This window comes from Pseudomonas sp. TE3895 (genome assembly GCF_056278855.1).
Genome location: NZ_JBWBQE010000001.1, coordinates 4,687,966 through 4,711,381, shown reverse-complemented (window position 1 = coordinate 4,711,381; position 23,416 = coordinate 4,687,966). Strand labels below are relative to the sequence as shown.

The following is a 23,416-nucleotide window of genomic DNA, read 5'->3' as shown; positions in this document are numbered from 1 at the left end:
CTTGTGGGAGCGGGGTGAACCCTGCTTCCGCAGGATCGTTACGGCCCGATTCAGTGACGCTCAGCCACCATCAACAACGACTGCGGCACCGCGCTCTGCGGGTGCTGCGGTTCCTGCAGACTGACCAGTCTCAACCCCGCCATGTCCAGCGCATTCAGCCAGCTGGCCAGGGTGCGGAAATACCAAGGCATCGGTTGCCAATCCCCGGCAAACCCGGCAAAAGACTCCTCTCGCCAGCCATCCTGATAAGCCCCGCCGGCCACGCTCCACGGGTGCAGGGTCTGGATCACCAGCGCACCGCCTGGCACCAGCAAAGTACGCATGGCCGACAACAGTTCAATGATGTCCTGGTGCAACAGCGCGAAGTTGGCGCAGATCACGTCATAGTCCTTGCCAACATGCACCGTCGCCTCAGCCAACTGCGCATAGCTGGCCAGGTGCACCTCACCCGCGCCCGCAGCCCGCGCTGCATCCACCAGGGTACTGTCGCCGTCGACGCCCACGGCCTCGATACCCCGGCCGGCCAGCGCGCGCAGCAGCCAGCCCTCACCGCAGCCCAGGTCGAGCACCCGTTCGGGCTGGCGGCCGAGGATGGCCAGCAGGATGGCCTGGTCAGTGACCTGGCGACGGCTTTCGATGGCGCCGCTGCGTACGGCGTCGATCCAGGCCTGGGCGTTATGGTGCCAACTGTCGAGCAAGGCGTCTTCAGGGTTGCGCATGATCGGCTCCATCAGCGGAAAAGGTGAAGGGCAAGCCCGGCAACGGCGCAGCCGATCAACACGTGTATCACCCCGCGCTTGTAGCGGAACAGCGCCACAGCCGCCGCGAGCGCTATCACCGCCGAGGACCAGTGGAACGCGCCATCGAACCCGGCCGGCCACAGCACGTGGTAGCCGAAGAACAGCGCAAGGTTGAGGATTACCCCCACCACCGCCGCAGTGATCCCGGTCAGTGGGGCGGTGAACTTCAGTTCGTTGTGGGTCGACTCCACCAGCGGGCCTCCGGCGAGGATGAACAGGAACGAGGGCAGGAAGGTGAACCAGGTCACCAGGCTCGCTGCCACTGCGCCCGCGAGGAACGCCTGGTGGGCGCCGAACATCGGCTGCAGGTAGCCGCCGACGAAACCGACAAAGGCCACCACCATGATCAGCGGCCCGGGCGTGGTCTCGCCCAGCGCCAGGCCATCGATCATCTGCGTGGGCGACAGCCAGCCATAGTGGCCGACAGCCCCTTGATAGACATAGGGCAGCACCGCATAGGCACCGCCGAAAGTCAGCAGCGCCGCCTTGGTGAAGAACCAGCCCATTTGCGTCAGTGTGCCGTGCCAGCCAAAGGCCGCCATCAGCAGGCCCATGGGCAGAAGCCAAAGCGCTGCAACTGCCAGCAGCAAGGTCACCAGGCGGCCCCAGCTGAAGCGGGCGTGCGCGGGTATCGGGGTATCGTCGTCGATCAACGCCGGGCGCTGGCGGGGGCTGGCTGCGCTGTGGCCACCACCGGGCGCGAACTGTGCCGGCAGCAGCCGGCCACCGACATAACCCAGCAGTGCGGCCGCCAGCACGATCAGCGGGAAGGGGACGTCAAGCGCGAAAATGGCCACGAACGAGGCCGCGGCAATGGCCCATAACCAGCCGTTCTTCAGCGCCCGCGTGCCAATGCGGTGGGCGGCATGCACGACGATGGCGGTCACGGCCGGCTTGATCCCTTCGAAAATCCCGGCGACCACCGGTACTTCGCGCCAGGTCAGGTACACCCACGACAGGCCGATCAGGATGAACAGCGACGGGAGCACGAACAGAGCGCCGGCCATCACCCCGCCCCAGGTGCGGTGCATCAGCCAGCCGATGTAGGTGGCCAGTTGCTGGGCCTCGGGCCCGGGCAGCAACATGCAGTAGTTGAGGGCATGCAGGAAACGCCGTTCACTGATCCAGCGGCGCCGCTCCACCAGCTCCTGATGCATGATCGCAATCTGCCCGGCCGGGCCGCCGAAACTGACGAAACCCAGCTTCAGCCAGAACAGCAATGCCTGGCCCAGGCCGACAGAGGCGGGTGTTTGCCCGGCAGTTGCTTGCAGGTGTTCAGCCATGCGGTGTGCCCTTGCTTTCAGCCAGTCGCAGCGCGTTGGCGCTTGATTCGGTACATGTGCCCGTCAGCATGGCGCAGTAACATGTCGGCATCGTTGCCGTCTTCGGGAAAGCGGGCCACGCCAATACTGCAGGACGGTGCATCGATGCCGGCAAACTCGGCATCGAGCGGTTCAGCCATGACCGCGAGAATGTACTGCACGTGCGTGGCAATGGCCTCCGGCGACGGGCAGTCGGGCAACAGCACGGTGAATTCGTCACCGCCCATCCGCGCTACCGTGCCAGCCGCCCCTACGCAGCTTTCCAGGCGGCGGGCCAGTGTGCACAGGACCCGGTCACCCACGCTGTGGCCGTGGTTGTCGTTGATCTGCTTGAAGTCATTGATATCGAGGAACAGCAAGGCCAGCCTGCGGTTGTGACGCCGGGCCGCGGCCAGGGCAGTGTCCAGCCGTTCATTGAACATGGCGCGGTTGGCCAGCCGGGTCAGCGGGTCATGATGGGCGAGGAAGCGCAGTTCGTCTTCGGCCTTGCGCTGGGCGGTAACGTCCCGCGCCACGCCGATACGCGCCTGGGCCTCATCGGACCAGCAGGCCGCCCACAGAATGTGCACCACGCTGCCGTCCTTGCGAAGGTAACGGTTGCAAAAGTCGTAGTGCGGCTGGCCGTTCATCACCCGCATGATCGAGGCGCGCGTGGCCGCGAGGTCGTCAGGGTGCATGTAGCGGGTGATCGGCGTGCCGATCAGTTCGCAGGCCTCGTAGCCCAGCAGTGTCTTGCAGGCATCACTGACGAACACGATCTGGTTGTCCCTGTCGACCACGAATACCGTGTCCAGCATCAGGTGGATCAGCCTGGGATACAACGCTTGCAGGTCTACGGGCATGGCTCAGGGTGTCCGCGGCAGGGTGACCGATCATAGCCTGAAGGAATACGTCGCAGCTACGGCAGCCTGCAGGGCGGGTGCCCCTTCCTTGAAACTGGCAACGACCGCATCGAAAGGGGCGGGTCTCGTGGATCGTTGCCACCGGTCAGGCCTTGCTGGCCTGTTCGCAGTACAAGGCTGCTCGTGCAGGGACTCTGCATGGCTTGAGGTCGCTATCAATTGCTGACTATCAGCTCCGGCCCCAGGTAATCATTGATCTGCTCGATATCATCATCCCCCAGGCTGCCCACCGACGAGGCCAGCCGCAGGCGCGACATCAGGTAGTTGAGCTTGGCCTCGAACAGGTCATGGCGGGCGTCATACAGCAGCTCCTCGGCATTGAGCACATCCGAGTTGGTGCTGGTGCCACCTTCCTTGAAGCCCTTGCGGGTCGAGGTCAGCGAACGCTCGTTGGAGGTCACGGCCTTTTCCAGTGCCTGAATGCGCAGGGCGCCACTCTGCACGCCACGGTATTCGCGGGTCGTGTTGGAAATCACCTCCTGGCGAGTGGCGTCCAGTTCATCCAGGGCCTTGGAGCTGTTGGCGCTGGCCTGGCGGGCCAGGGCACTGGTGCTGCCACCGCTGTACAGCGGGATGTTCAGCTCCAGCCCGATCGAGCTGTAGTGGTTGCGCTGGTTCAGCTCGGAAATCGACTGGCTGCTGCCCGCGGTGTAACCCGCCACAAAATCCAGGGTCGGGTAATGCCCGGCGCGGGCGCGGTTGACTTCTTCCTCGGCCAGCGCGTAGCTGTGCCGGCGCGCATGAATGAGCGGGCTGTCAGCCTGGGCCTTGACCAGCCACTCCTGCAGGTTGCCCGGCATCAGCGGCGGGGTGCTGAAGCCCGCCTGCAGGGTGGTCAACGCCTGCGGGGTTTCACCAATGTATTCCTCCAGCTTGCGCCGGGCATTGACCAGGTTGTCCTGGGCGTCGATCAGGTCGGCCTCGGCCAGGTCGCGCCGGGCCACCGACTCGTCGACGTCGGTAATGGTGCCGGCGCCCAGTTCCTTGCGCCGCTTCGCCGATGCCAGCTGTTCCTCGAACGCGTTCAGCTTGGCCTTGGCCAGGGTGATGGTTTCGCTGGCCAGCAGCACGTCGAAGTAAGCGTCGGCCAGGCGCACCGCTGCGTCCTGGCTCTTGGCGTCGAACACCGCCACGCTGTAGTCGGCCCGTTGCTGGCCCTGGCGGTACTCGGCCATCTTCTGCTTGTTGAACAGCGGCTGGCGCAGGCGCACGTTGGCGCCTTTGGAGTCATAGTCGAGGTCATTGTCCTGGCCATTCTGGCGCTGGCTGCCATTGACCTGGTTGAAGTAGGCCGAGGCGTTGATCTGCGGCAGCAGGCCGGCCTCGCCGATGGCGCGGTTTTCGCCACCGGCTTGTTTTTCATGCACCGCAGCGCGGTAGATCGGGCCCTGGTACTGCAACAGGTCCCAGGCTTGCTTCAGGTCCATGGCGCTGGCCTGTACGGCAACTCCCAGCAGGCACACCATCAGGCATGGGTGTTTCATGTCATTGCTCCTTGAACGCGGCGTCCACACGTTCGAGCATTGGTTTGAGCAGGTAGCTGAGCAGGTTGCGCTCGCCGGTCTTGATGGTGACGGTGGCGGGCATGCCGGGGCGGATGTGGTTGCTGCCCAGCAAGCCCATGCCGGCCGGCGTCACTTCCACCTGGGCCAGGTAGAACGGCTGCTTGCTTTCTTCGTCGAGCAGCCGGTCGGCGGAAATGGTTTTTACCCGGCCGGGAATGTTCGGCGTCTGCGCATGGTTGAAGGCCGGGAAGGCGATGTCCACGGCAAGGCCTGGAACCATCTTGTCGATCGCCTGCACCGGGATCATCGCATCGACCTGCAGCGGCTGGTCGAGCGGCACCACTTCCATGATCTTGGCCCCGGGCTGGATGATGCCGCCGACCGTGGCGATGCTCAGGCCCTGCACCATGCCGTCGATCGGCGAGCGGATCACCGTGTGGGTCACTTCATAGTCCAGTGCGCGCAAGCGATCGGCCAGGGTGGTGTTTTCCTTGGCAGTATCGGTCAGTTGCGACTCCACCTCCTTCAGGTAATCGTGCTGGCGCTGCAGGATGCGCAGCTTGATCTCGGTGGCCTGGCTGCGCGCCCGGGCAATGTTATTGAGGTTTTCGGCCTGGCCGGCGGACAGGTCGGCATTGCTGCGCTCCAGCTCCAGCAGGCGATTGCGGGGTACATAGCCTTCGGCGGCCAGTACCCGGGTGCCTTGCAGTTCCTGGTTGAGGAAGCCGATCTGCGAGGCGCGGGCGCCGTACACCTGCTGCAGGCCCTTCAGTTGCACTGCCGAGGCCGTGAGGTTTTCTTCAAGGATGCTCAGTTCACCGGCAAGGCCCGCGCGGCGGGTATCGAGCAGGCGCTGTTGCAGGTCCATGGCGGCCAGCAGACGTGGGTCATTGGCGTAGTGTTCAAGCAGGGCAGGGTCGAACGTGACGGTATCGCGGCCATCGCGCTCGGCTTCCAGGCGGTTTTCCACGGTCTTGCTGACGATGTACTGGGCGCTGAGTGCGCCTTGTTCGGCCACCGCACGCAGGGCATCGAGGCGCACCACTTCCTGGCCTTTCTTCACCACATCGCCTTCGCGCACCATGATCGCTTCAACGGTGCCCCCGCTCAGGTGCTGGACTGCCTTTCGGTTGCTGGTGACCTTGACCGTACCGGTGGCGACCACGCCGGCGTCCAGTGGCGCCAGGCAGGACCACAGCAGGAAGCCGCCGAAGCCGGCGATGACCAGCCATACGCCCCAGCGTACCGGGCGGCCCGCGTCCAGGTCGATCAGGTGGCTGCTCTCGGCGGGGATCAGTTCGGCATGTTGAGTCATCTGCATGGTCGGTTACTCCCGTACTTTGACCGAAGCCAGCGGTGCCGCAGCCGTTGCCGGAATCACCGCGGCCTTGCGCAGCGCGGCGAACACTTCGTCGCGGCTGCCAAGCATGTGCACACCACCGTCGCGCAGCATCAGTATCTGGTCGACCGCGCACAGCACATTGGGCCGGTGGGAAATCAGTACCACCGTAGCGCCGCGTGCCTTGAGCTCGGCCAAGGCATCGACCAGGGCTTTTTCACCCACGTCATCGAGGTTGGCGTTGGGTTCGTCCAGCACCACAAGGTTGGGCTCGCCATACAGGGCGCGGGCCAGCGCGATGCGTTGCTTCTGGCCGCCAGACAATGGGCTGCCATCGGCGGCCAGGCGGGTGTCGTAACCCTGCGGGAAGCGCAGGATCATGTCGTGTACACCGCTGCTGCGGGCGGCACGGATCACCGCGTCGCTGTCCACCTCGGCAAAGCGGGCGATGTTTTCGGCGATGGTGCCTTCGAACAGCTCCACGTCCTGCGGCAGGTAGCCCAGCCACGGGCCCAGTTCGGCTTTGTTCCAGGTGAAGATATCGGCGCCGTCCAGGCGCACCTTGCCGGCCTGGGCCGGCCACACACCTACCAGCAGGCGGGCGAGGGTAGACTTGCCCGAGGCCGAAGGGCCGATGACACCCAGGCTGTCACCCGGGGCCAGGCTGAAGCTCACCCCGCGTACGATGCTGGTGCTGCTGCCTGGGGCGCCGGCGATCACGTTCTCCACGGCCAGCATGCCCATTGGCCGCTGCAGCGACATGCTCGGTGGCCGTTGCGGGTAGTCCTGCAGCAGGTCATTGAGTCTGCCCCAGGCCAGGCGGCAGCCCAGCAGTTGTTTCCACGCGGCGATCACCTGTTCCACCGGGCCCAGGGCTCGGCCGGTCAGGATCGAGCAGGCGATCATCATGCCGGGGGTGATCGTGCCCTCGATCGCCAGCAGCGCGCCGGTGCCGAGGATCAGCGACTGCAGGGTGATGCGCACGAAGCGCCCGGTGCTGCTGATCAGCGCCGCGCGGTCGGAGGCCAGGGTCTGCATCTGCAGGATACGCAAGTGGCCCTGGTACCAGCGCTTGCCGATTGACGGCAGCATGCCCATGGCTTCGATCACTTCGGCGTTGCGCAGGTTGTTGTTGGCGTAGCTGGCCGACGACATGGCTGCCTGGTTGGCTTCGGCCAAGGGTTTTTGCGTGGCCTTTTCAGTGAGGTAGGCCAGGCCGACGAGGATCAGCGAGCCAATTGTGGTGACCAGCCCGAGCCACGGATGGATCAGGTAGCAAACCAGCAGGTAGATCGGTGTCCAGGGGGCGTCGAAGAACGCGAACAGGCCGTTGCCGGTGAGAAACTGCCGTACCTGCGCCAAGTCCTGCAGAGCCTGGGCCGGGTTACCGCCGGCACGGCTGAGGTTGCGTTCGAAGGCAGCGCTGAAAATGCGCCGGTTCAGGCTCATGTCCAGGCCGTTGCCCACCCTTATCAACACCCGGGTGCGAACCATCTCCAGCGCCGACATCAGCAGGAACAGCCCGACCACCAGCAAGGTGAGCATGCCCAAGGTCGTGACATTGCGGCTGACCAGGGCGCGGTCATACACCTGCAACATATAAATGGCTGGCGTCAACATCATGACGTTTATCACGCCGCTGAAGGCGGCCAGGGCGTAGAAGCTGCGGCGCAAGCGAAACAGCACGTCGGCCAGTTCGGAGCGGGTGCGTGGTGGCTTAGGCATCGGAGGCCTCCCTTTATCACAAAACGGGAAGCCCTTGCGGCGCCCCGTACAACGGCTGTTGTGGCTTCTTGGTCGGCTCGCAGGCGGGTCGCACTGATGGCGATATTGCCCAAACGCTGCGTTGCTCCCACAGACAGCAGCGTAGGTTGCAACGAAACATCCAGTAATATCATTTCGCTCTATAAATACTTTGAACTTTTTATAAGTTGCAGAAAAACAGTGAGTTGCATCGCATTATCATCGACTAAGATTTTTTTGACGAAATATTGACAAGCTTTTGGCCTACGACTTTAGTCTGAAGTATTCGGGCCCTGTGCGAGCTGGGATCGATGCACGTGCGTTACACCTGTTGCGCACGTTTTACAGGGCCCCTCCTGCAACGCGGGGCCAGCTTGCCAAGAAGAGGCCAGAGGTTTCAGCACACGAGTGCTGGGCTACTGAGCCCGGTACACCCAACCAGATTCTGCGCACGTCAACACTGACTGGGCGCGGGAAGGACCCTGTTGCCCTGTGTCATCTCCGGACAGATCGAGGGCAACTGCAATGGCCAATTTCAGCAAGTCGGACCTTGAATTCATCCTCAAACAGATCTTCATCGCTGAGGCACACGCCGATGGCGCCAGCCTGATCGACCTGCTGCCCAACAGCCAGGTACCCTTCGGCCTGCGCACGGTGGATGGCAGCTACAACAACCTGGTCACCGGGCAGAGCGAGTTCGGCGCAGCCGACAACTCGTTCCTGCGCCTGCTCGAAGCCTCTTACCGCGCCAACTATGTCGGCACCGGCAATGTTGTCGATTCGCAACCGCGCACCATCAGCAACCTGATCGTCGACCAGACAGCCAACAACCCGGCCGCAGTCGAGGCCAACGGCGGTGCCGCGCCGGTGATGAGCCCTGGTATCGATGGCGTGTTTGGCACCGCTGACGACAAGCCTGTGTTCTTCATCCCGAACGTGTCGCCAGACGCCGGGCTGACCGCCGGCTTCAACGCCTGGATGACTTTCTTCGGTCAGTTCTTCGACCACGGCCTGGACCTGGTCAGCAAGAGCAGCACCGACATCGTGTTCATCCCGCTGCGCCCGGACGACCCCCTGTTCGTGGCCGGCAGCCCGACCAACTTCATGGTGCTGTCCCGCGCCGTGCGCACCGCTGGCGCCGATGGCGTGGTGGGTACCGCCGACGATAGCCAGCCCAACACCACCTCGCCCTTCGTCGACCAGAGCCAGACCTACAGCTCGCACCCCTCGCACCAGGTGTTCCTGCGCGAATACACGGTCAACGCCGCAGGTGAGCCGGTGGCTACCGGGCGCCTGATCACCAACCGTGATCTGGGCGCCGATGGCAAGTTCGGCACCGCCGACGATGGCAACGGCGAAAGCGGTGGCATGGCTACCTGGGCGGTGGTCAAGGCCCAGGCCCGCGACTTGCTGGGTATCAACCTGACCGATGCCGACGTGCATAGCGTGCCGCTGCTGGCCACCGATGCCTACGGCAACTTCCTGCGCGGACCCAACGGCATGCCGCAGGTGGTCATGCGCGTGAACAACGGCGCCGATGGCATTGCTGGCACCGCCGATGACGTCACCCAGCTGGTCGAGGGCGACCGCAATGCGCCGATCAGCCTGGCCAATGCCGTGAGCACCGGGCATGGCTTCCTTGACGACATCGCCCACAATGCCGCGCCCGTGGTGGTTGGGGGTGTGCTGCAGGCTGACGCCGACACCCTGGTGGGCAACGCACAGCCGGTCGGGCAGGGTGGCAACAACCTGACCTACGACAACGAATTGCTCGACGCGCACTACATCGCCGGTGACGGCCGGGTGAACGAGAACATCGGCCTGACCGCCGTGCACCATGTGTTCCACTCCGAGCACAACCGCCTGGTGCAGCAGACCAAGGATACTCTGCTGGCCGCGGGCGACCTGGCGTTCCTCAATGAGTGGCTGATCGACGACGTAACCGCTATCCCCACCGCGCCTGCCGACATCGCCGCGCTGGTGTGGGATGGCGAGCGGCTGTTCCAGGCCGCCAAGTTCGGCACCGAGATGCAGTACCAGCACCTGGTGTTCGAAGAGTTCGCCCGCACCATCCAGCCGCAGATCGACGAGTTCCTCGCCCCCAACGGCTACGACACCTCGATCAACCCGGCCATCCTCGCCGAGTTCGCCCATGTGGTGTACCGCTTCGGCCACTCGATGCTGACCGAAACCGTCGACCGCTACGACCCGGCGTTCAACCCGGTTTCTGCCGACCCGGCCAACCCCGACCAGCAGTTGGGCCTGATTGCCGCGTTTCTCAACCCGCTGGCGTTCGCAGGTAGCGGGGCCACGGCCGATGAAGCGGCGGGCGCAATCATCCGCGGCGTTACCCGCCAGGTGGGCAACGAGATTGACGAGTTCGTCACCGAAGCCCTGCGCAACAACCTGCTCGGCCTGCCACTTGACCTGCCTGCGCTGAACATCGCCCGCGGTCGTGATACCGGCATCCCCAGCCTGAACGAGGCCCGCCGCGAGTTCTATGCCGCCACCGGCGACAGCCAGCTCAAGCCCTACATCAGCTGGGTCGACTTTGCCGACCACCTCAAGCACCCGGCGTCGCTGATCAACTTCATTGCCGCCTACGGCACCCACAGCAGCATTACCGGGGCCACCACCGAGGCCGCCAAGCGCGCCGCCGCCGTGGCACTGGTACTTGGCGGAGACGGCGCACCCCTCGACCGCCTCGACTTCCTCAACGGCACCGGTGCCTATGCCAACGTGACGCTGGCCGGCGCAGACGGCATCGCCGGCACGGCCGACGACATTGCCGGGGTGACCGTGACCGGGGTCGACGCCATCGACTTCTGGGTCGGCGGCCTGGCCGAGAAGAAAATGCCGTTTGGCGGCATGCTCGGCTCCAGCTTCAACTTTGTCTTCGAAACCCAGCTGGAAGCGCTGCAGAACGGTGACCGCTTCTACTACCTGTCGCGCACGGCGGGCATGAATTTTGGTACGGAGCTGGAAAACAACTCCTTTGCCAAGCTGATCATGGCCAACTCCGACGTCACCCACCTGTCCAACACCGTGTTCCTCACTCCCACGTTTACCCTGGAAGTGAACCAGGCCAACCAGTTCACCGGGCTAGGCGCCGACGGCAAGGCCGACCCCACTGGCGGCATCGAGATCAACGGGGTTGAAATCGTCCCATTGGTGATCCGCGATAACCCCGATACCGTCGGGCCAGACAGCAACTTCCTGCATTACACCGGTGAAGACCATGTGGTGCTGGGTGGCACCGCTGGCAACGACATCATCATCTCCAGCGAAGGCGACGACACCCTCTATGGCGATGCCGGTGATGACCTGCTCGAAGGCGGCGCCGGCAACGACGCGGTGCTGGGCGGCGCGGGCGACGACATCATCACCGATTCGTTCGGCGACAACCGCCTTGAAGGCAACGCCGGCAACGACGTGATCGTCGCTGGCAGCATGGGGGTTGCCGGTAACCTGATCCTGGGCGGCGATGGCCAGGACTTCATCATCACCACCGAGGACATCAGCACCACCTTCGGTGGCCTGGGCGACGACTTCATCCTCGGCGCCAAGACCAACCTGCCACCTACCGGTAACGAAGGTGACGACTGGATCGAGAAGGGCACCCAGGACGGCGCACCTGGTGACAACTTCGCACCCTTGCTGGGGGACGAAGTCATTGGCAACGACATCTTCGTCGGGGGCGGCGGCTTTGACGAAATGATCGGTGAGGGCGGCGACGATATCTTCGTCGGCAGCGATGCCCAAGACAAAATGGACGGCATGTCCGGTTTCGACTGGGTCACCAACAAGAATGACCGCGTGGGTGTCACCGTGGACCTCAGCCTGGCCGCCTTGGCTCAGCCCCATGGCAACGCACCTAACCAGAACGCTGGCGTGTTCAACCCGGTGGGCGCTTCGCCTGCATCGATTCTGGACCGGTTCGCCGAGGTCGAAGGGGTGTCCGGTTCGGCCTACGCCGATGTCCTCAAGGGTGACGACGTCGATGCCGTGACCATTCTCAACCATGGCGGCGCCACCGGCAGTGCGCTGACCAACGTGGCGCTGATACGGGGGCTGCAGCAGTTCCTGGCCGATGCCGGCCTGCCCACCACCGGCTTTGCCACCGGCAACATCATGCTCGGCGGCAATGGCAGCGACCTGATCGAAGGCCGGGGTGGCGATGACCTGATCGATGGCGACAAGTGGCTCAACGTGCGCATCGCCGTGTACGCCCCTGGCGACGTCGACCACACCGGCCCGGAAATCGCCAGCTTCGACAGCATGGCCGACATGATTCCGTTCATGCTTGACCGCACCTACAACCCCGGCCAGCTCAAGGCCGTGCGCGAAATCCTGCCCGGCACTTCGACCGGCGGGGCCGCCTTCGACACGGCAATATTCTCTGGGCTACAGAGCGAGTACGTGGTGACCCAGAACACCAAGGGCACCGCCGATGTTGCCGATGACGTCTGGACCGTGACCGACACCGTGGCCGGCCGCGATGGCGTCGATACCCTGTTGCACATCGAACGCCTGCAGTTTGCCGATAGCCAGCGCGTACTGGTGGACGGGGTGAACGCACAACCCACCGGCAGCCCGACCCTGCTCGACGGCAACGGCGGAGCGATTACCGTGGGTGACATGCTGACGGTGAGCGTGGCCGCCGTGCGCGACGCCGACAATGTCAGTGCGGGCAACCCGACTGGCTCGCTCGCCGACCGTTCGGTGTCTTACTACTGGCAGTTCGAGGCCGACCCGGGCAGCGGTGTGTTCCAGGACATCATCCTGCTACCGGCCGGCGACCTGGCTTTCCAGAGCGCCGATGGCACTTCGTTCAAGGTGTCGCCAGACCTGGCCGGGCTGAGCCTGCGGGTCAAGGCGATCTATCAGGATGCCCATGGCACCACGGAAGTGCTGTACTCGCAGCCTACCACCGTGGTGCAACCGGGCGCGCCCGTGGTGCCGACAGTGGCCACCCCGGTGGTGGATGCCAGTGACGGCGGTGCCGGCCTGCACATGGTGCGCTCCGACCTGAACTTCATCCTCGCGCAAATCAAGATTGCCGAGGCCGATGCCGCCGGGCAGGACATCCTCTCGCTGATCCCCAACGTCCGCGCAGCCATGGGCCTGCGTGCGGTGGATGGCTCGAACAACAACCTGATGAACCTGAACGGCAACAACAACACCCAATACGGTGCCGCCGACAACGTCTTCCCGCGCGTGACCGACCCGGTATTCAACCCGGCCGAAGGTGCGCCAGCCGGTTTCTTCGGCCCAGGTTCCCCGGCGATCCCGGGGTCGTCGTACCAGCAGACCAGCGGGCCGGTGTTCGATTCGCAGCCACGTACCATCAGCAACCTGATTGTCGACCAGACCTCCAACAACCCGGCGGCCTATGCCACCGCGTATGACCCGGGTGCCGATGGCGTGCTCAACTTCGGCGCCGCAGGCAACGACGACGTGCTCAAGGATGGCGTGCGCATCGTCGCCAGCCCGGGCATGGACGGCCAGTTCGGCACCACCGACGACCATGACGTGTACCTGTTCGAGAACACCGCTGCCGATGCCGGGCTGTCTGCGCCGTTCAACGCCTGGATGACCTTCTTCGGGCAGTTCTTCGACCATGGCCTGGACCTGGTCACCAAGGGCGGCTCCGGTACCATCTACATCCCGCTGCAACCGGATGACCCGCTGTACGTGGAGGGTGGTTTCACCAACTTCATGGTGGTAACCCGTGCCACCAACCTGCCTGGGCCGGACGGCATCCTTGGCAACGCCGACGACATCCGCGAACACACCAACACCACCACGCCGTTCGTCGACCAGAACCAGACCTACAGCTCGCATCCCTCGCACCAGGTGTTCCTGCGCGCCTATGTCATGACTGACGACGGCCCGGTCGCCACGGGCCGGTTGATCACCAATCGCGACCTGGGCGCTGATGGCAGGTTCGGCACGGCCGACGACACCGAAATTGGCGGCATGGCCACCTGGAAGGTGGTCAAGGCCCAGGCCCGCGACCTGCTCGGCATCAACCTGACCGATGCCGACGTCGACAACGTGCCGCTGCTGGCCACCGACGCCTACGGCAACTTCATCAAAGGCCCCAACGGCTACCCGATGGTGGTGATGAAGGGCCTGGACGGAATTGCCGGCACCGCTGATGACCAAGAGGTCGAAGGCAACCCGCTGGCACCGCTCGACCTGACCAACGCCGTGCGTACCGGGCACCAGTTCCTTGCCGACATCGCCCACAATGCCGTGCCGGTGTTCAGTGGCGGCGTGCTGGCGCCGGATGCCGACAACGTGGCCGGCAATGCCGTGCCGGTCAACCCGCAGACCGGTGCCAACCTGGCCTACGACAACGAACTGCTGGACGCGCACTACATCGCCGGTGACGGTCGGGTCAACGAGAACATCGGCCTGACTGCCGTGCATGCGATTTTCCACTCCGAGCACAACCGGCTGGTGGCGCAGACCATGGACACCGTGCTCGACTCGGGTGACCTGGCCTTCCTCAACGAATGGCTGCTCAACCCGGTCAGCGCCTTGCCAGTCACCCCGGCCGAGATCGGTGCCCTGGTGTGGAATGGCGAGCGGCTGTTCCAGGCGGCCAAGTTCGGCACCGAAATGCAGTACCAGCACCTGGTGTTCGAGGAGTTCGCCCGCACCGTGCAACCTCGGGTCGACCTGTTCTTTGCCCCGACCCAGGTGTACGACGTCGACCTCGATGCCTCGATCGTGGCCGAGTTCGCCCACACCGTGTACCGCTTCGGCCACTCGATGCTGACCGAGACTGTCGACCGCTTCGACATCGACTTCAACGTCATCCAGGACCCGGCCAGCGCCAACCCCGACCAGCAACTGGGGCTGATCGCGGCCTTCCTCAACCCGCTGGCTTATGCCGCCAGTGGCGTTACCCCCGAGGACGCCACCAGCGCCATCGTGCGCGGGGTCACCCGCCAGGCCGGTAACGAAATCGACGAGTTCGTCACCGAGGCGCTGCGCAACAACCTGCTCGGCCTGCCACTGGACCTGCCAGCGATCAACATCGCCCGTGGCCGCGACGTCGGTATCCCTTCGCTGAACGCTGTGCGCCGCGAAATCTACGGGCAAACCGGCGATACCCAGCTCAAGCCGTACACCAGCTGGGTCGACCTGGTGCAACACCTGAAGCACCCAGAGTCGCTGATCAACTTCATCGCGGCCTACGGCACCCACAGCACCATCACCAATGCCACCACCCTGCTGGAAAAACGCGCCGCGGCCATGGCCCTGGTGTTCGGCGGCGATGGCGCACCCGCCGACCGCATGGACTTCCTCAACAGCAGCGGCGCCTGGGCCAATGTGACCCTGCCCGGCAAGGACGGTGTACTGGGTACTGCCGATGACCTCAAGGCAGTCACCGTGACCGGTGTCGATGCCATCGACCTGTGGATCGGCGGCCTGGCGGAAGCAAAAGCGCCATTTGGCGGCATGCTCGGCAGCACCTTCAACTTCGTGTTCGAGAACCAGATGGAAAAACTGCAGGACGGCGACCGCTTCTACTATTTGGAGCGCACCGCGGGCCTGTCGATGAACGCCGAGCTGGAAAGCAACTCGTTCGCCAAGCTGATCATGGCCAACAGCTCGGCCACCCACCTACCAGGCCTGGTGTTCTCCGACCCTGGCTTCTACCTGGAACTGGACCAGACCAAGCAGTACAACGAGGGCCTTGGCAGCGCCGACCCGCTGGGCGAAAACGGCGAGCAGGTGGTGTTCCGCGACAGCCCGCTGACGGCTGGCCCGGACACCCACTACATCCGCTATGCCGGTGCCGAGCACATCGTGCTGGGCGGCACCAATGGGGACGATATTCTGGTCTCCAGCGAAGGCGACGACACCGTCTGGGGTGATGCCGGCAACGACCGCATCGAGGGTGGTGACGGTAACGACCAGCTGCGCGGTGGCGCCGGGGACGACATCATCAGCGACATGGGCGGTGACGACAACATCCAGGGCGGCGACGGCAACGATGTGTTGCATGGCGGTAATGGCATCAACCTGATCATCGGCGGTTTCGGCAATGACTTTATCGTCACTGGTGAGGACGCCTCCGAAGCCATCGGCGGTCAGGGCAATGACTTCATCCTCGGCAGCAAGGCCAACGAGCAGGACATGGGCAACGAAGGTGACGACTGGATCGAGAAGGGCACCTCGGACGGCGCGCCTGGCGACAACTTCGACCCGCTCGGCAACGACCCGGTCATCGGTAACGACGTATTTGTCGGCGGCAACGAGAACGACAAGTTCAACGGTGAAGGCGGTGACGACATCATGGTCGGCAGCTTGGGGTTCGGCGACCGTTACATTGGTGGCTCGGGCTATGACTGGGCAACCTTCAAGGACTTGGCCCAAGGCGTGTCCATCGACATGAGCGACCGCTTCTTCGATGTGCCACTGGTACCGGGTTCGGGCGCTTCGACGCTGGTGCGCTTCGACATCATGGAAGGCCTGTCGGGCTCGGCGCATGGCGACTTCCTGCGCGGCGACAGCGAAGACGCCACCTCGCTGCCTACTGCAGGTGCTACCGGCAGCGTGCTGACCAACATCAGCCTGATCGACGGCCTGGCCGGCTTGCTGGCGGCCGGGGCGACCTTCTATGACGGCGGCAACATCATCCTCGGCGGCAGCGGCAGCGACCTGCTCGAAGGCCGGGGTGGCGACGATATCCTCGACGGCGACAAGTGGCTGAACGTGCGCATCAGTGTACGCGCCAACCCCGATGGCACCGGTCCGGAAATCGCCAGCTTCAACAGCATGGAGCCGATGCTGCCGTTCATGCTCAATGGCACCTACAACCCCGGCCAGTTGGTGATCGTGCGGGAGATCCTCAGCGGTACCGACCACTTCGACACGGCGGTGTTCTCAGGGGTGTCCACCGACTACAGCGTGGTGGTTGATGGCAACTCGGTGACCGTCACCGACCTGGTGGCTGGTCGTGATGGCGTCGACCACCTGACCGGCATCGAGCGTCTGCAGTTCTCTGACAGTTCGCAGGCCTCTGGCGTCGGTACGGCAGTCAACGCCGGCCCCACCGGCCACCTGGCGATTCTCGATGCTACCACCGGCCTGCGCGACGATACGCCAGTCAGTGGCCAGCTGCTGAGGGTAAGCAACCTCGCCGTGCATGACGCGGACAATGTCAGCGCAACCAATGCGACCGGTGCGGTGAACGGCCCCGTGGCCTACTACTGGCAAGTCGAGGCGCTGCCGGGTTCCGGGGTTTATGAAGACATCACGGTTGTGGCCGCTGGTGAAGCGACACGGGTCACCGGTACGACCTACCGCGTCACGGACGACGTCGCCGGCCTGAACATCCGCGTGCGTGCGGTGTACCAGGATGCCAAGGGCACGCTGGAAATCGTCGATTCGACGCCGAACAGCGCGCCGAGCGCTGGGCCGACCGTGACCGGGCTGCTGGTGCAGAATCAGACGCTCACCGCCAACCCGGCCACCATCGTCGATGCCGACGGCCTGAGCAACCCTCAGTTCAGCTTCCAGTGGCAGTCCAACCGGGGTGTCGGTTGGGTCAACATCGCCGGCGCCATCAGCAGCACGTTCGTCCTGACCCAGGCGCAAGTGGGGCAGAACATGCGCGTGGTGGTCAGCTACGTGGATGACTTTGGCGTGCAGGAAAGCGTCGCCTCCGACATCCTCGACCCAGTGGCCAACGTCAACGATGCGCCGACCGGTGCGTTGCTGATCAGCGACACCACGCCCGACCAGGGCCAGACGCTGACCGCGCTCACCGGCGCAATTGCCGACATCGACGGCCTGGGGGCCTTCAGCTTCCAGTGGCAGCAAGGTACCAGCGGCACCTTCGCCGATATCGCCGGGGCTACGGCGGCCACCTTCACCCCTGGCTTCGCCCAGGGTAACCAGCAGCTGCGGGTGATCGTGCGCTACACCGACGGCTTCGGCACCCTGGAGTCGCTGACCTCGGCGGCGACCGCGGCAGTTACCGTGCCACCGGGTGTAGTACTGGTTGGCACCAATGCGGCCAACACCCTGACCGGTACAACAGGCAACGACGTGATTTCGGGCCTGGGCGGCAACGACACGCTCAACGGCCTGGGCGGCAGCGACCAGCTGTTCGGTGGCATTGGCAACGACATCCTCAATGGCGGTGACGACCCCGACTTCCTCAATGGCGAGGATGGCAACGACACCCTCAACGGCGGGCTTGGCGCAGATGCCATGAACGGCGGTGCCGGCAACGATACCTTCCTGGTCGACAACGCCGGGGATACCGTCACCGAGGCACTCAACGGTGGCACGGACCAGGTGCAGACCAGCCTGGCCAGCTACACCCTGGGCGCCAACGTTGAGAACCTGACCTATATCGGCAGTAGCGCCTTTACCGGTACCGGTAACGCGCTGGCCAACACCCTCACGGGGGGGGCCGGCAACGACCTGCTCAACGGCGGTGCGGGTGCCGACCGTTTGGTGGGTGGCGTGGGCAACGACACCTATGTGGTGGATGACGCCGGGGATGTAGTGGTCGAGGCGACGGGGGCCGGTACGGACCTTGTACGTACCACGCTGGCCAGCCACACCATGGCCGCCAACGTCGAGAACCTGGCCTATACCGGGGTGGGCAACTTCACCGGCACTGGTAACGGGCTGGCCAACATCATCGACGGTGGGGCAGGTAATGACACGCTCAGCGGCGACGGCGGTAACGATGTGCTCAACGGCAATGCCGGCAACGACATCCTCAACGGCGACGTCGGGAACGACCAGCTGTTCGGCGGCCTGGGTGACGACCAACTGCGCGGTGGGGGAGGTGACGACAGCCTCGATGCCGGTGGCGGCAACGACACGTTGCTGGGGCAGGCCGGTAACGACAACCTGAACGGGGGCGCTGGCGATGACAGCCTGGATGGCGGCAACGGCAATGACACCCTGCAGGGCGGCGATGGTAACGACACATTGTTCGGCGACGTGGGTACCGACACCCTGATCGGGGGGACGGGCAACGACTTCCTCAACGGTGCGGCAGGTAACGATACGGTGGTGGGTGGGGCCGGTAACGACACCATGATCGCCACCGATGGCAACGATGTGTTCCAGTTCGCTGCAGGCTTTGGCAACGACCTGATCATCAATTTCGATGCCATTGCGGCGGGTGGCCAGGACCGGCTGGATATCACCGCCCTCAACATCACCGCAGCCACCTTTGGTGCCAGTGTGACCATCGCCGATGTTGGTGCGGACACCTTGGTAAGCATCGGTGCTGCCGACTCCATACGTTTGGTGGGGGTGGCAGATGCAACCACGGTGACCGCCGCAGACTTCATCCTGGCCGGTTGAGGGGGCGCTGGGGTTAGCTGTTACGGGTACAGCAGGGGGCTGCGCAACAGCCCCCTTTTCCCGCGCAAGGGGTCGCCGAATGTTGCCCCGGGCTTGTCCCGCGACCACGGCAGTTGCTTCGCGTTATACTCCTTGCCTTTTGCCCGTGCCGGAATCCGCTCATGCGCCAGGTTTTGCTCATCGTCGATGTTCAGTCCACCTTCAGCCCGCCCGAGTGGCTGGTCGATGGTTTGCGGCAGTTGTCAGCGAACATTCCCACCATAGCCTCGGTCGAGTTGCACGATGAACAGGTCACGCCGTTCGAGCGCCAGCTCGGCTGGCACCCGGCGGCCGAGGACGAGAGCCTGGTCGAGGCCGACCAGGTGTTCGTCAAGCATGGCTATGGGCAAAGTGCCGAAGCTATCGAGTACATCCGGCAACTGGGTGTAGAGCGGGTGCTGGTGTGTGGGTTGCAGACCGAAACCTGCGTGCTGGCCGCCGGCTTTGCCCTGTTCGATGCAGGGCTGATGCCCACGCTGGTGACAGACATGACAATAGGGTCGTCGCTGGACCGCTCGGGCAAGCTGGGGACTGACCTGTGGAAGCACCACTTCCGCCAGGTCACCACCTCGGCCGAGGTGCTGGCTGAACTGGCCGGACGCGAGTAGTGCATGCGCTGGCGGGTCATCTTCGTTCAGGCAGAGGTGGCGCGTTCAGCTGTATCGGCTCCACGCGCCTGATGCTGCTTGCGCCTGCGGGTAAACAGCAGACGCAACAGGGTGTTCCAGCAATAGCTCACCAGTACTCCTCCAGCGAGTGCCAGGGCTATCTCGAACAGCGGGTGCCTGAAAACATGCTCCGCCACCGACTCGAACTGGAAATGCGTCAGGTAGATATACAAGGTTGACGAAGCGATCACCGCACCTGCCCGTGCAACCAGGGCGGGTACTGGCACCGAGCGGAACCAGACAAGTGCCAGCATCGCTGGCAGGGCGATGTCGACATAGTGTGTAAACGCTTGCCAGCCAACACCGGCAAGCGCCATCAGGTCCAACTCGCCAACCACCAGCACGGCCACTGCACTGGCCACCCATTTGCGTGAGGTCGTGTCGGCATGGTGCACGGCCATGCCCAGAACCATCACCGCCAGGAAGTGCTGGGGCACCCGGTTGAGCAGGGCGCTGGCGTCGAATACGAACTGGTTGAGGAGCACATCCAGCGCCACCAGTGCACAGGCAGCGATGATCAGCCAGCGAAACGGGTCGGCAACCAGCACCTGGCGCACGCGCCTGATCGACAGCACCAGGCCAATGATCACGATCATCTGCACCAACACTTCGATGTACCAATAGTTGAACAGGCTGACCTCGCTGGCGGGGAACCAGTTGGAAACCAGCAGCAGCGATTGCCAGTGCAGCCGGGCGAATACCAGCTGGATCAATGCGCTGTACAACAGTGTTGGCACCACGATGGCTGCCAGTGGCCTGAGCAGCGTGCGTGCATCGCCACGCGCTTCGATGGCCTTGAGCTGAAAGCGCGCCAGGGCGATGCCGGAGACCAGGAACAGCACCGAGGTTTCGCCGAGTATCGGCCAGTGGTCGAAATCACCCAGGTGGCCGACCACAATCAGGATGATGGCGAGCATGCGGATGAACACCGGCATTTCCATTACCCGCCACACGCCTTTGGGCGGCGCACTCAGCTCGGCCAGCTGGCAAACCGGCAGGGTTTCCCAACGTTCAGGCAGGTGACCGATAAGCGCCTCCAGCACACGCGACGCCTGCACGAACGACAACGAGTCGCCGCCCAGTTCGACAAAGCTCAACCTGGCATCCAGGCGCGGTACCTGGAGGATGCGGGCCCAGGCTGTACTCAGCTTTTCGGCCAAGGGTGACAACGGTGGGCTGATACTGTCGTCAAATGCCGCAGGCAGCGCGCGTTTGTCGACTTTGCCGTTGGGGGTGAGCGGCAGGGCATCAAGGAGCACGAACAGCGCCGGAAGCATGTAGTCAGGCAGCTGGCCGCTGAGGGCCTGGCGCAGTTCGTCAGCACGGATGGCCTGCTGCGCGACGCAATAAGCCACCAGCCGGGTCGATGCACCCTCGTGGTTGGCCAGGACAACGCATTGCCCTATGTGCGGGTGACGGCAGATGGCGTTCTCGATTTCCGCCAGCTCGATGCGATGCCCCCGGATTTTCACCTGGCTGTCAGCGCGCCCCAGAAAACTGGCGCTGCCATCGGCCAGATAGGTGGCCAGGTCACCCGTGCGGTAACAGCGGTCGGCCGCGTCAGCGGTGAATGGGTTGGCGATGAATTTGGCTTCGGTCAGCCCCGGGTCGCCCCAGTATCCCCGCGACAGGTAGGGGCTGCGGATCAGGATTTCGCCTGTCTCGCCCTCGCTGACCAGCTGGTTGGCCGGGTTGACCACCAGCAACTGTGCATCGGCAATGCCTTTGCCCAGGGGCACGCGGGCATTGTCCATTTCCGGGTCGAGGGTGTGGAAAGCCATGGCCTGTGGGGTTTCGGTGGTGCCGTAGAAGTTCACATTGACGGCATTCGGTGCGATGGCGCGGACCTGCTGGTACTGCGTCGGGCTGAGTGCATCGCCACCCCAGAACAGGTAGCGCAGGTGGTCGAGAACCTGGCCGTTCAGGTGTGCGCCAGTTTCGATCAGCTTGCCCAGCGGCGGGGTGAGGTGGATCACGCTCACACCGTGCTGGTGAAGCCAGCTGGCCAGCCGTGAGGGGTCGGTCAGGGTCGCCTGGGCCGGGCAGGCAATGGTCGCGCCAAGCGACAGTGGTGTGAACACGTCGCGGTATACCGGGTCGTGGCCCAGGCCAGAAAGCAGCGAGAAGGTGTCGGGCTGGGTAAAACCGTGCTGGCGCACATGCCAGTCGATGAAGTGCACCAGCGGTGCGTGGTGGGTAACGATGCCCTTGGGCTCACCGGTGCTGCCCGAGGTGAAGGTGATGTAGGCCGGCTGCTCAGGGCTGACAGTGGGCAGCGCGACAGGTTGGCCAGGGAAGGCCTGCAGCGCTTCAGCGGGGGCTTCAGGCACCGTGACGACCATGGGCTGGCCGACGTCGACGGTAGCCTCGGCGCAGCGCAGTATCACCGCAGGCTTCAGGGTGCTGACGATTTGCTCGATACGCGCGGCTGGGTAAGCGGCGTCAGCCACGGTGAAGGCCAGGCCGGCACGCAGGCAGCCGAGCATGGCGTAAACCAGGGCGGCGCTGCGACGGGTGACGATGACCACACGATCGGTGCCGCTGGCGGCGTTTTTAACCAGAAACGCGGCAATGCCCGCGCTGATCTGCTCCAGTTGGGAGTAGCTGCAGGTTGTGTGCTGGCCAATGATGGCAATGGCCGCCGGGCAGCGGCTGGCCTGCTTGATGAACGCGTGGTGAATGGGCTGTTCGGCACGGTACGCCAGGCACAGCGTCGGGTTCGGGCGCAGGTCCGGCATGATGATCGAGTGCTCCGCAGGAACGTTGGGCTGGCTGGTAGCACAACGCTAGTGCAGGCTGGCTGATGGCGCCAATGCATGATCGCTGCTTGCGATAGCCGGGAGCTCCAGCGCAGCAAGGCAGCCCCCACAAAACACTGCTAAACCGACGGGTTAGCGGTTGTTCCAGGGGAGCCGCCTTGTGCTGCGACATGGATTGTCACAGGCCTGGTTTTCAGGCCACATCCACGAGCACGATCTCGCTGTCCTCGATGGCGGTCACCCGCAGCACCGCTTCCTGCTCGATCGCCACGCCATCGCGCGCCTTGGCCCGCAATCCGTTGATCTCCACCAGCCCCTTGGCCGGCACCAGGTAACCCCGGCGTTCGGCATCGAAGCGGTACTCGGCGGTTTCACCGGCTCGCAGGGTGGCAGCCACCAGGCGGGCATCGGTACGGATCTGCAGGCTCTCCTCGTCACCCGCGCGGCCGCTGGCCAAGGTCACGAAGCCCTCACCGCGCTCGCCTTTGGGGAACGGCCGGCTACCCCACTGCGGTGCTTCACCGGTGCGCTCCGGCACGATCCAGATCTGGAAAATACGTGTATCGATGTCTTCCAGGTTGTACTCGCTGTGCACGATGCCGGTACCGGCGCTCATGACCTGAACATCACCGGCTTCAGTACGGCCCTTGTTGCCCAGGCTGTCCTGGTGGCTGATCGCGCCTTCACGCACATAAGTGATGATTTCCATGTCGCGGTGCGGGTGCGGTGGGAAGCCGCTGCCGGCCGCGATCAGGTCGTCGTTCCAAACCCGCAGGTTACCCCAGTGCATGCGTGCCGGGTCGTAGTACTCGGCAAACGAGAAATGGTGGTGGGCATCGAGCCAGCCATGGTTGGCGTGGCCGAGGCTTTCGAAGGGTCGCAGTTGCAGCATGGTCGTGCTCCTTGAATCAGTGGAATGACGCCATGATGCGCTAAAGAAACATCGAAAATAAGCGTAAATATCGGCTTAAAACAATCTGATTTATA

10 protein-coding genes are annotated in these 23,416 nt (G+C 64.1%); 2 read left to right on the top strand and 8 right to left on the bottom strand.

Annotation, left to right across the window (positions count from 1 at the left end):
• Nucleotides 1-50 precede the first annotated feature (50 nt).
• The 6 genes from ACZ889_RS21275 to ACZ889_RS21250 form a co-directional block, all read right to left on the bottom strand.
• On the bottom strand, nucleotides 51-719 hold the full coding sequence (locus ACZ889_RS21275) for a class I SAM-dependent methyltransferase (RefSeq protein WP_476257787.1): 669 nt from the start codon (nucleotides 717-719) through the stop codon (nucleotides 51-53).
• An 11-nt stretch (nucleotides 720-730) separates the two neighbouring features.
• Nucleotides 731-2,083, bottom strand: coding sequence for a chromate efflux transporter (gene chrA / locus ACZ889_RS21270; protein ID WP_180689777.1), 1,353 nt, complete (start codon nucleotides 2,081-2,083; stop codon nucleotides 731-733).
• A 17-nt stretch (nucleotides 2,084-2,100) separates the two neighbouring features.
• Nucleotides 2,101-2,964: a sensor domain-containing diguanylate cyclase gene (locus ACZ889_RS21265; protein ID WP_180689778.1), complete on the bottom strand. Its 864-nt coding sequence runs from the start codon at nucleotides 2,962-2,964 to the stop codon at nucleotides 2,101-2,103.
• A 215-nt stretch (nucleotides 2,965-3,179) separates the two neighbouring features.
• A complete protein-coding gene (locus ACZ889_RS21260; RefSeq protein WP_180689779.1) occupies nucleotides 3,180-4,508 on the bottom strand; it encodes a TolC family outer membrane protein in 1,329 nt (442 codons plus the stop codon).
• 1 nt (nucleotide 4,509) lies between these two features.
• Nucleotides 4,510-5,850, bottom strand: a complete 1,341-nt coding sequence (locus tag ACZ889_RS21255; protein ID WP_010953486.1) for an HlyD family type I secretion periplasmic adaptor subunit — start codon at nucleotides 5,848-5,850, stop codon at nucleotides 4,510-4,512.
• Nucleotides 5,851-5,856: 6 nt separating this feature from the next.
• Nucleotides 5,857-7,593 (bottom strand): type I secretion system permease/ATPase, encoded by a 1,737-nt coding sequence (locus tag ACZ889_RS21250; RefSeq protein WP_409311616.1) that lies wholly within the window; start codon nucleotides 7,591-7,593, stop codon nucleotides 5,857-5,859.
• Between the two features lie 543 nt (nucleotides 7,594-8,136).
• Here ACZ889_RS21250 and ACZ889_RS21245 point away from each other — a divergent pair.
• Nucleotides 8,137-18,963 (top strand): peroxidase family protein, encoded by a 10,827-nt coding sequence (locus ACZ889_RS21245; RefSeq protein ID WP_476257786.1) that lies wholly within the window; start codon nucleotides 8,137-8,139, stop codon nucleotides 18,961-18,963.
• Between the two features lie 161 nt (nucleotides 18,964-19,124).
• Complete coding sequence (locus tag ACZ889_RS21240; RefSeq protein WP_476257785.1) at nucleotides 19,125-19,610, top strand: isochorismatase family protein; 486 nt, start codon at nucleotides 19,125-19,127, stop codon at nucleotides 19,608-19,610.
• Between the two features lie 26 nt (nucleotides 19,611-19,636).
• Here the strand turns inward: ACZ889_RS21240 and ACZ889_RS21235 are convergent, their stop codons facing one another.
• Together ACZ889_RS21235 and ACZ889_RS21230 are read right to left on the bottom strand one after the other, a co-directional pair.
• The gene (locus ACZ889_RS21235; protein WP_180689782.1) at nucleotides 19,637-22,408 is read right to left on the bottom strand and encodes an amino acid adenylation domain-containing protein; all 2,772 of its coding nucleotides are present in this window, start codon (nucleotides 22,406-22,408) and stop codon (nucleotides 19,637-19,639) included.
• A 214-nt stretch (nucleotides 22,409-22,622) separates the two neighbouring features.
• Entirely contained in the window at nucleotides 22,623-23,321 is a 699-nt protein-coding gene (locus ACZ889_RS21230) for a pirin family protein (protein WP_180689783.1), read from the bottom strand.
• Nucleotides 23,322-23,416 lie beyond the last annotated feature (95 nt).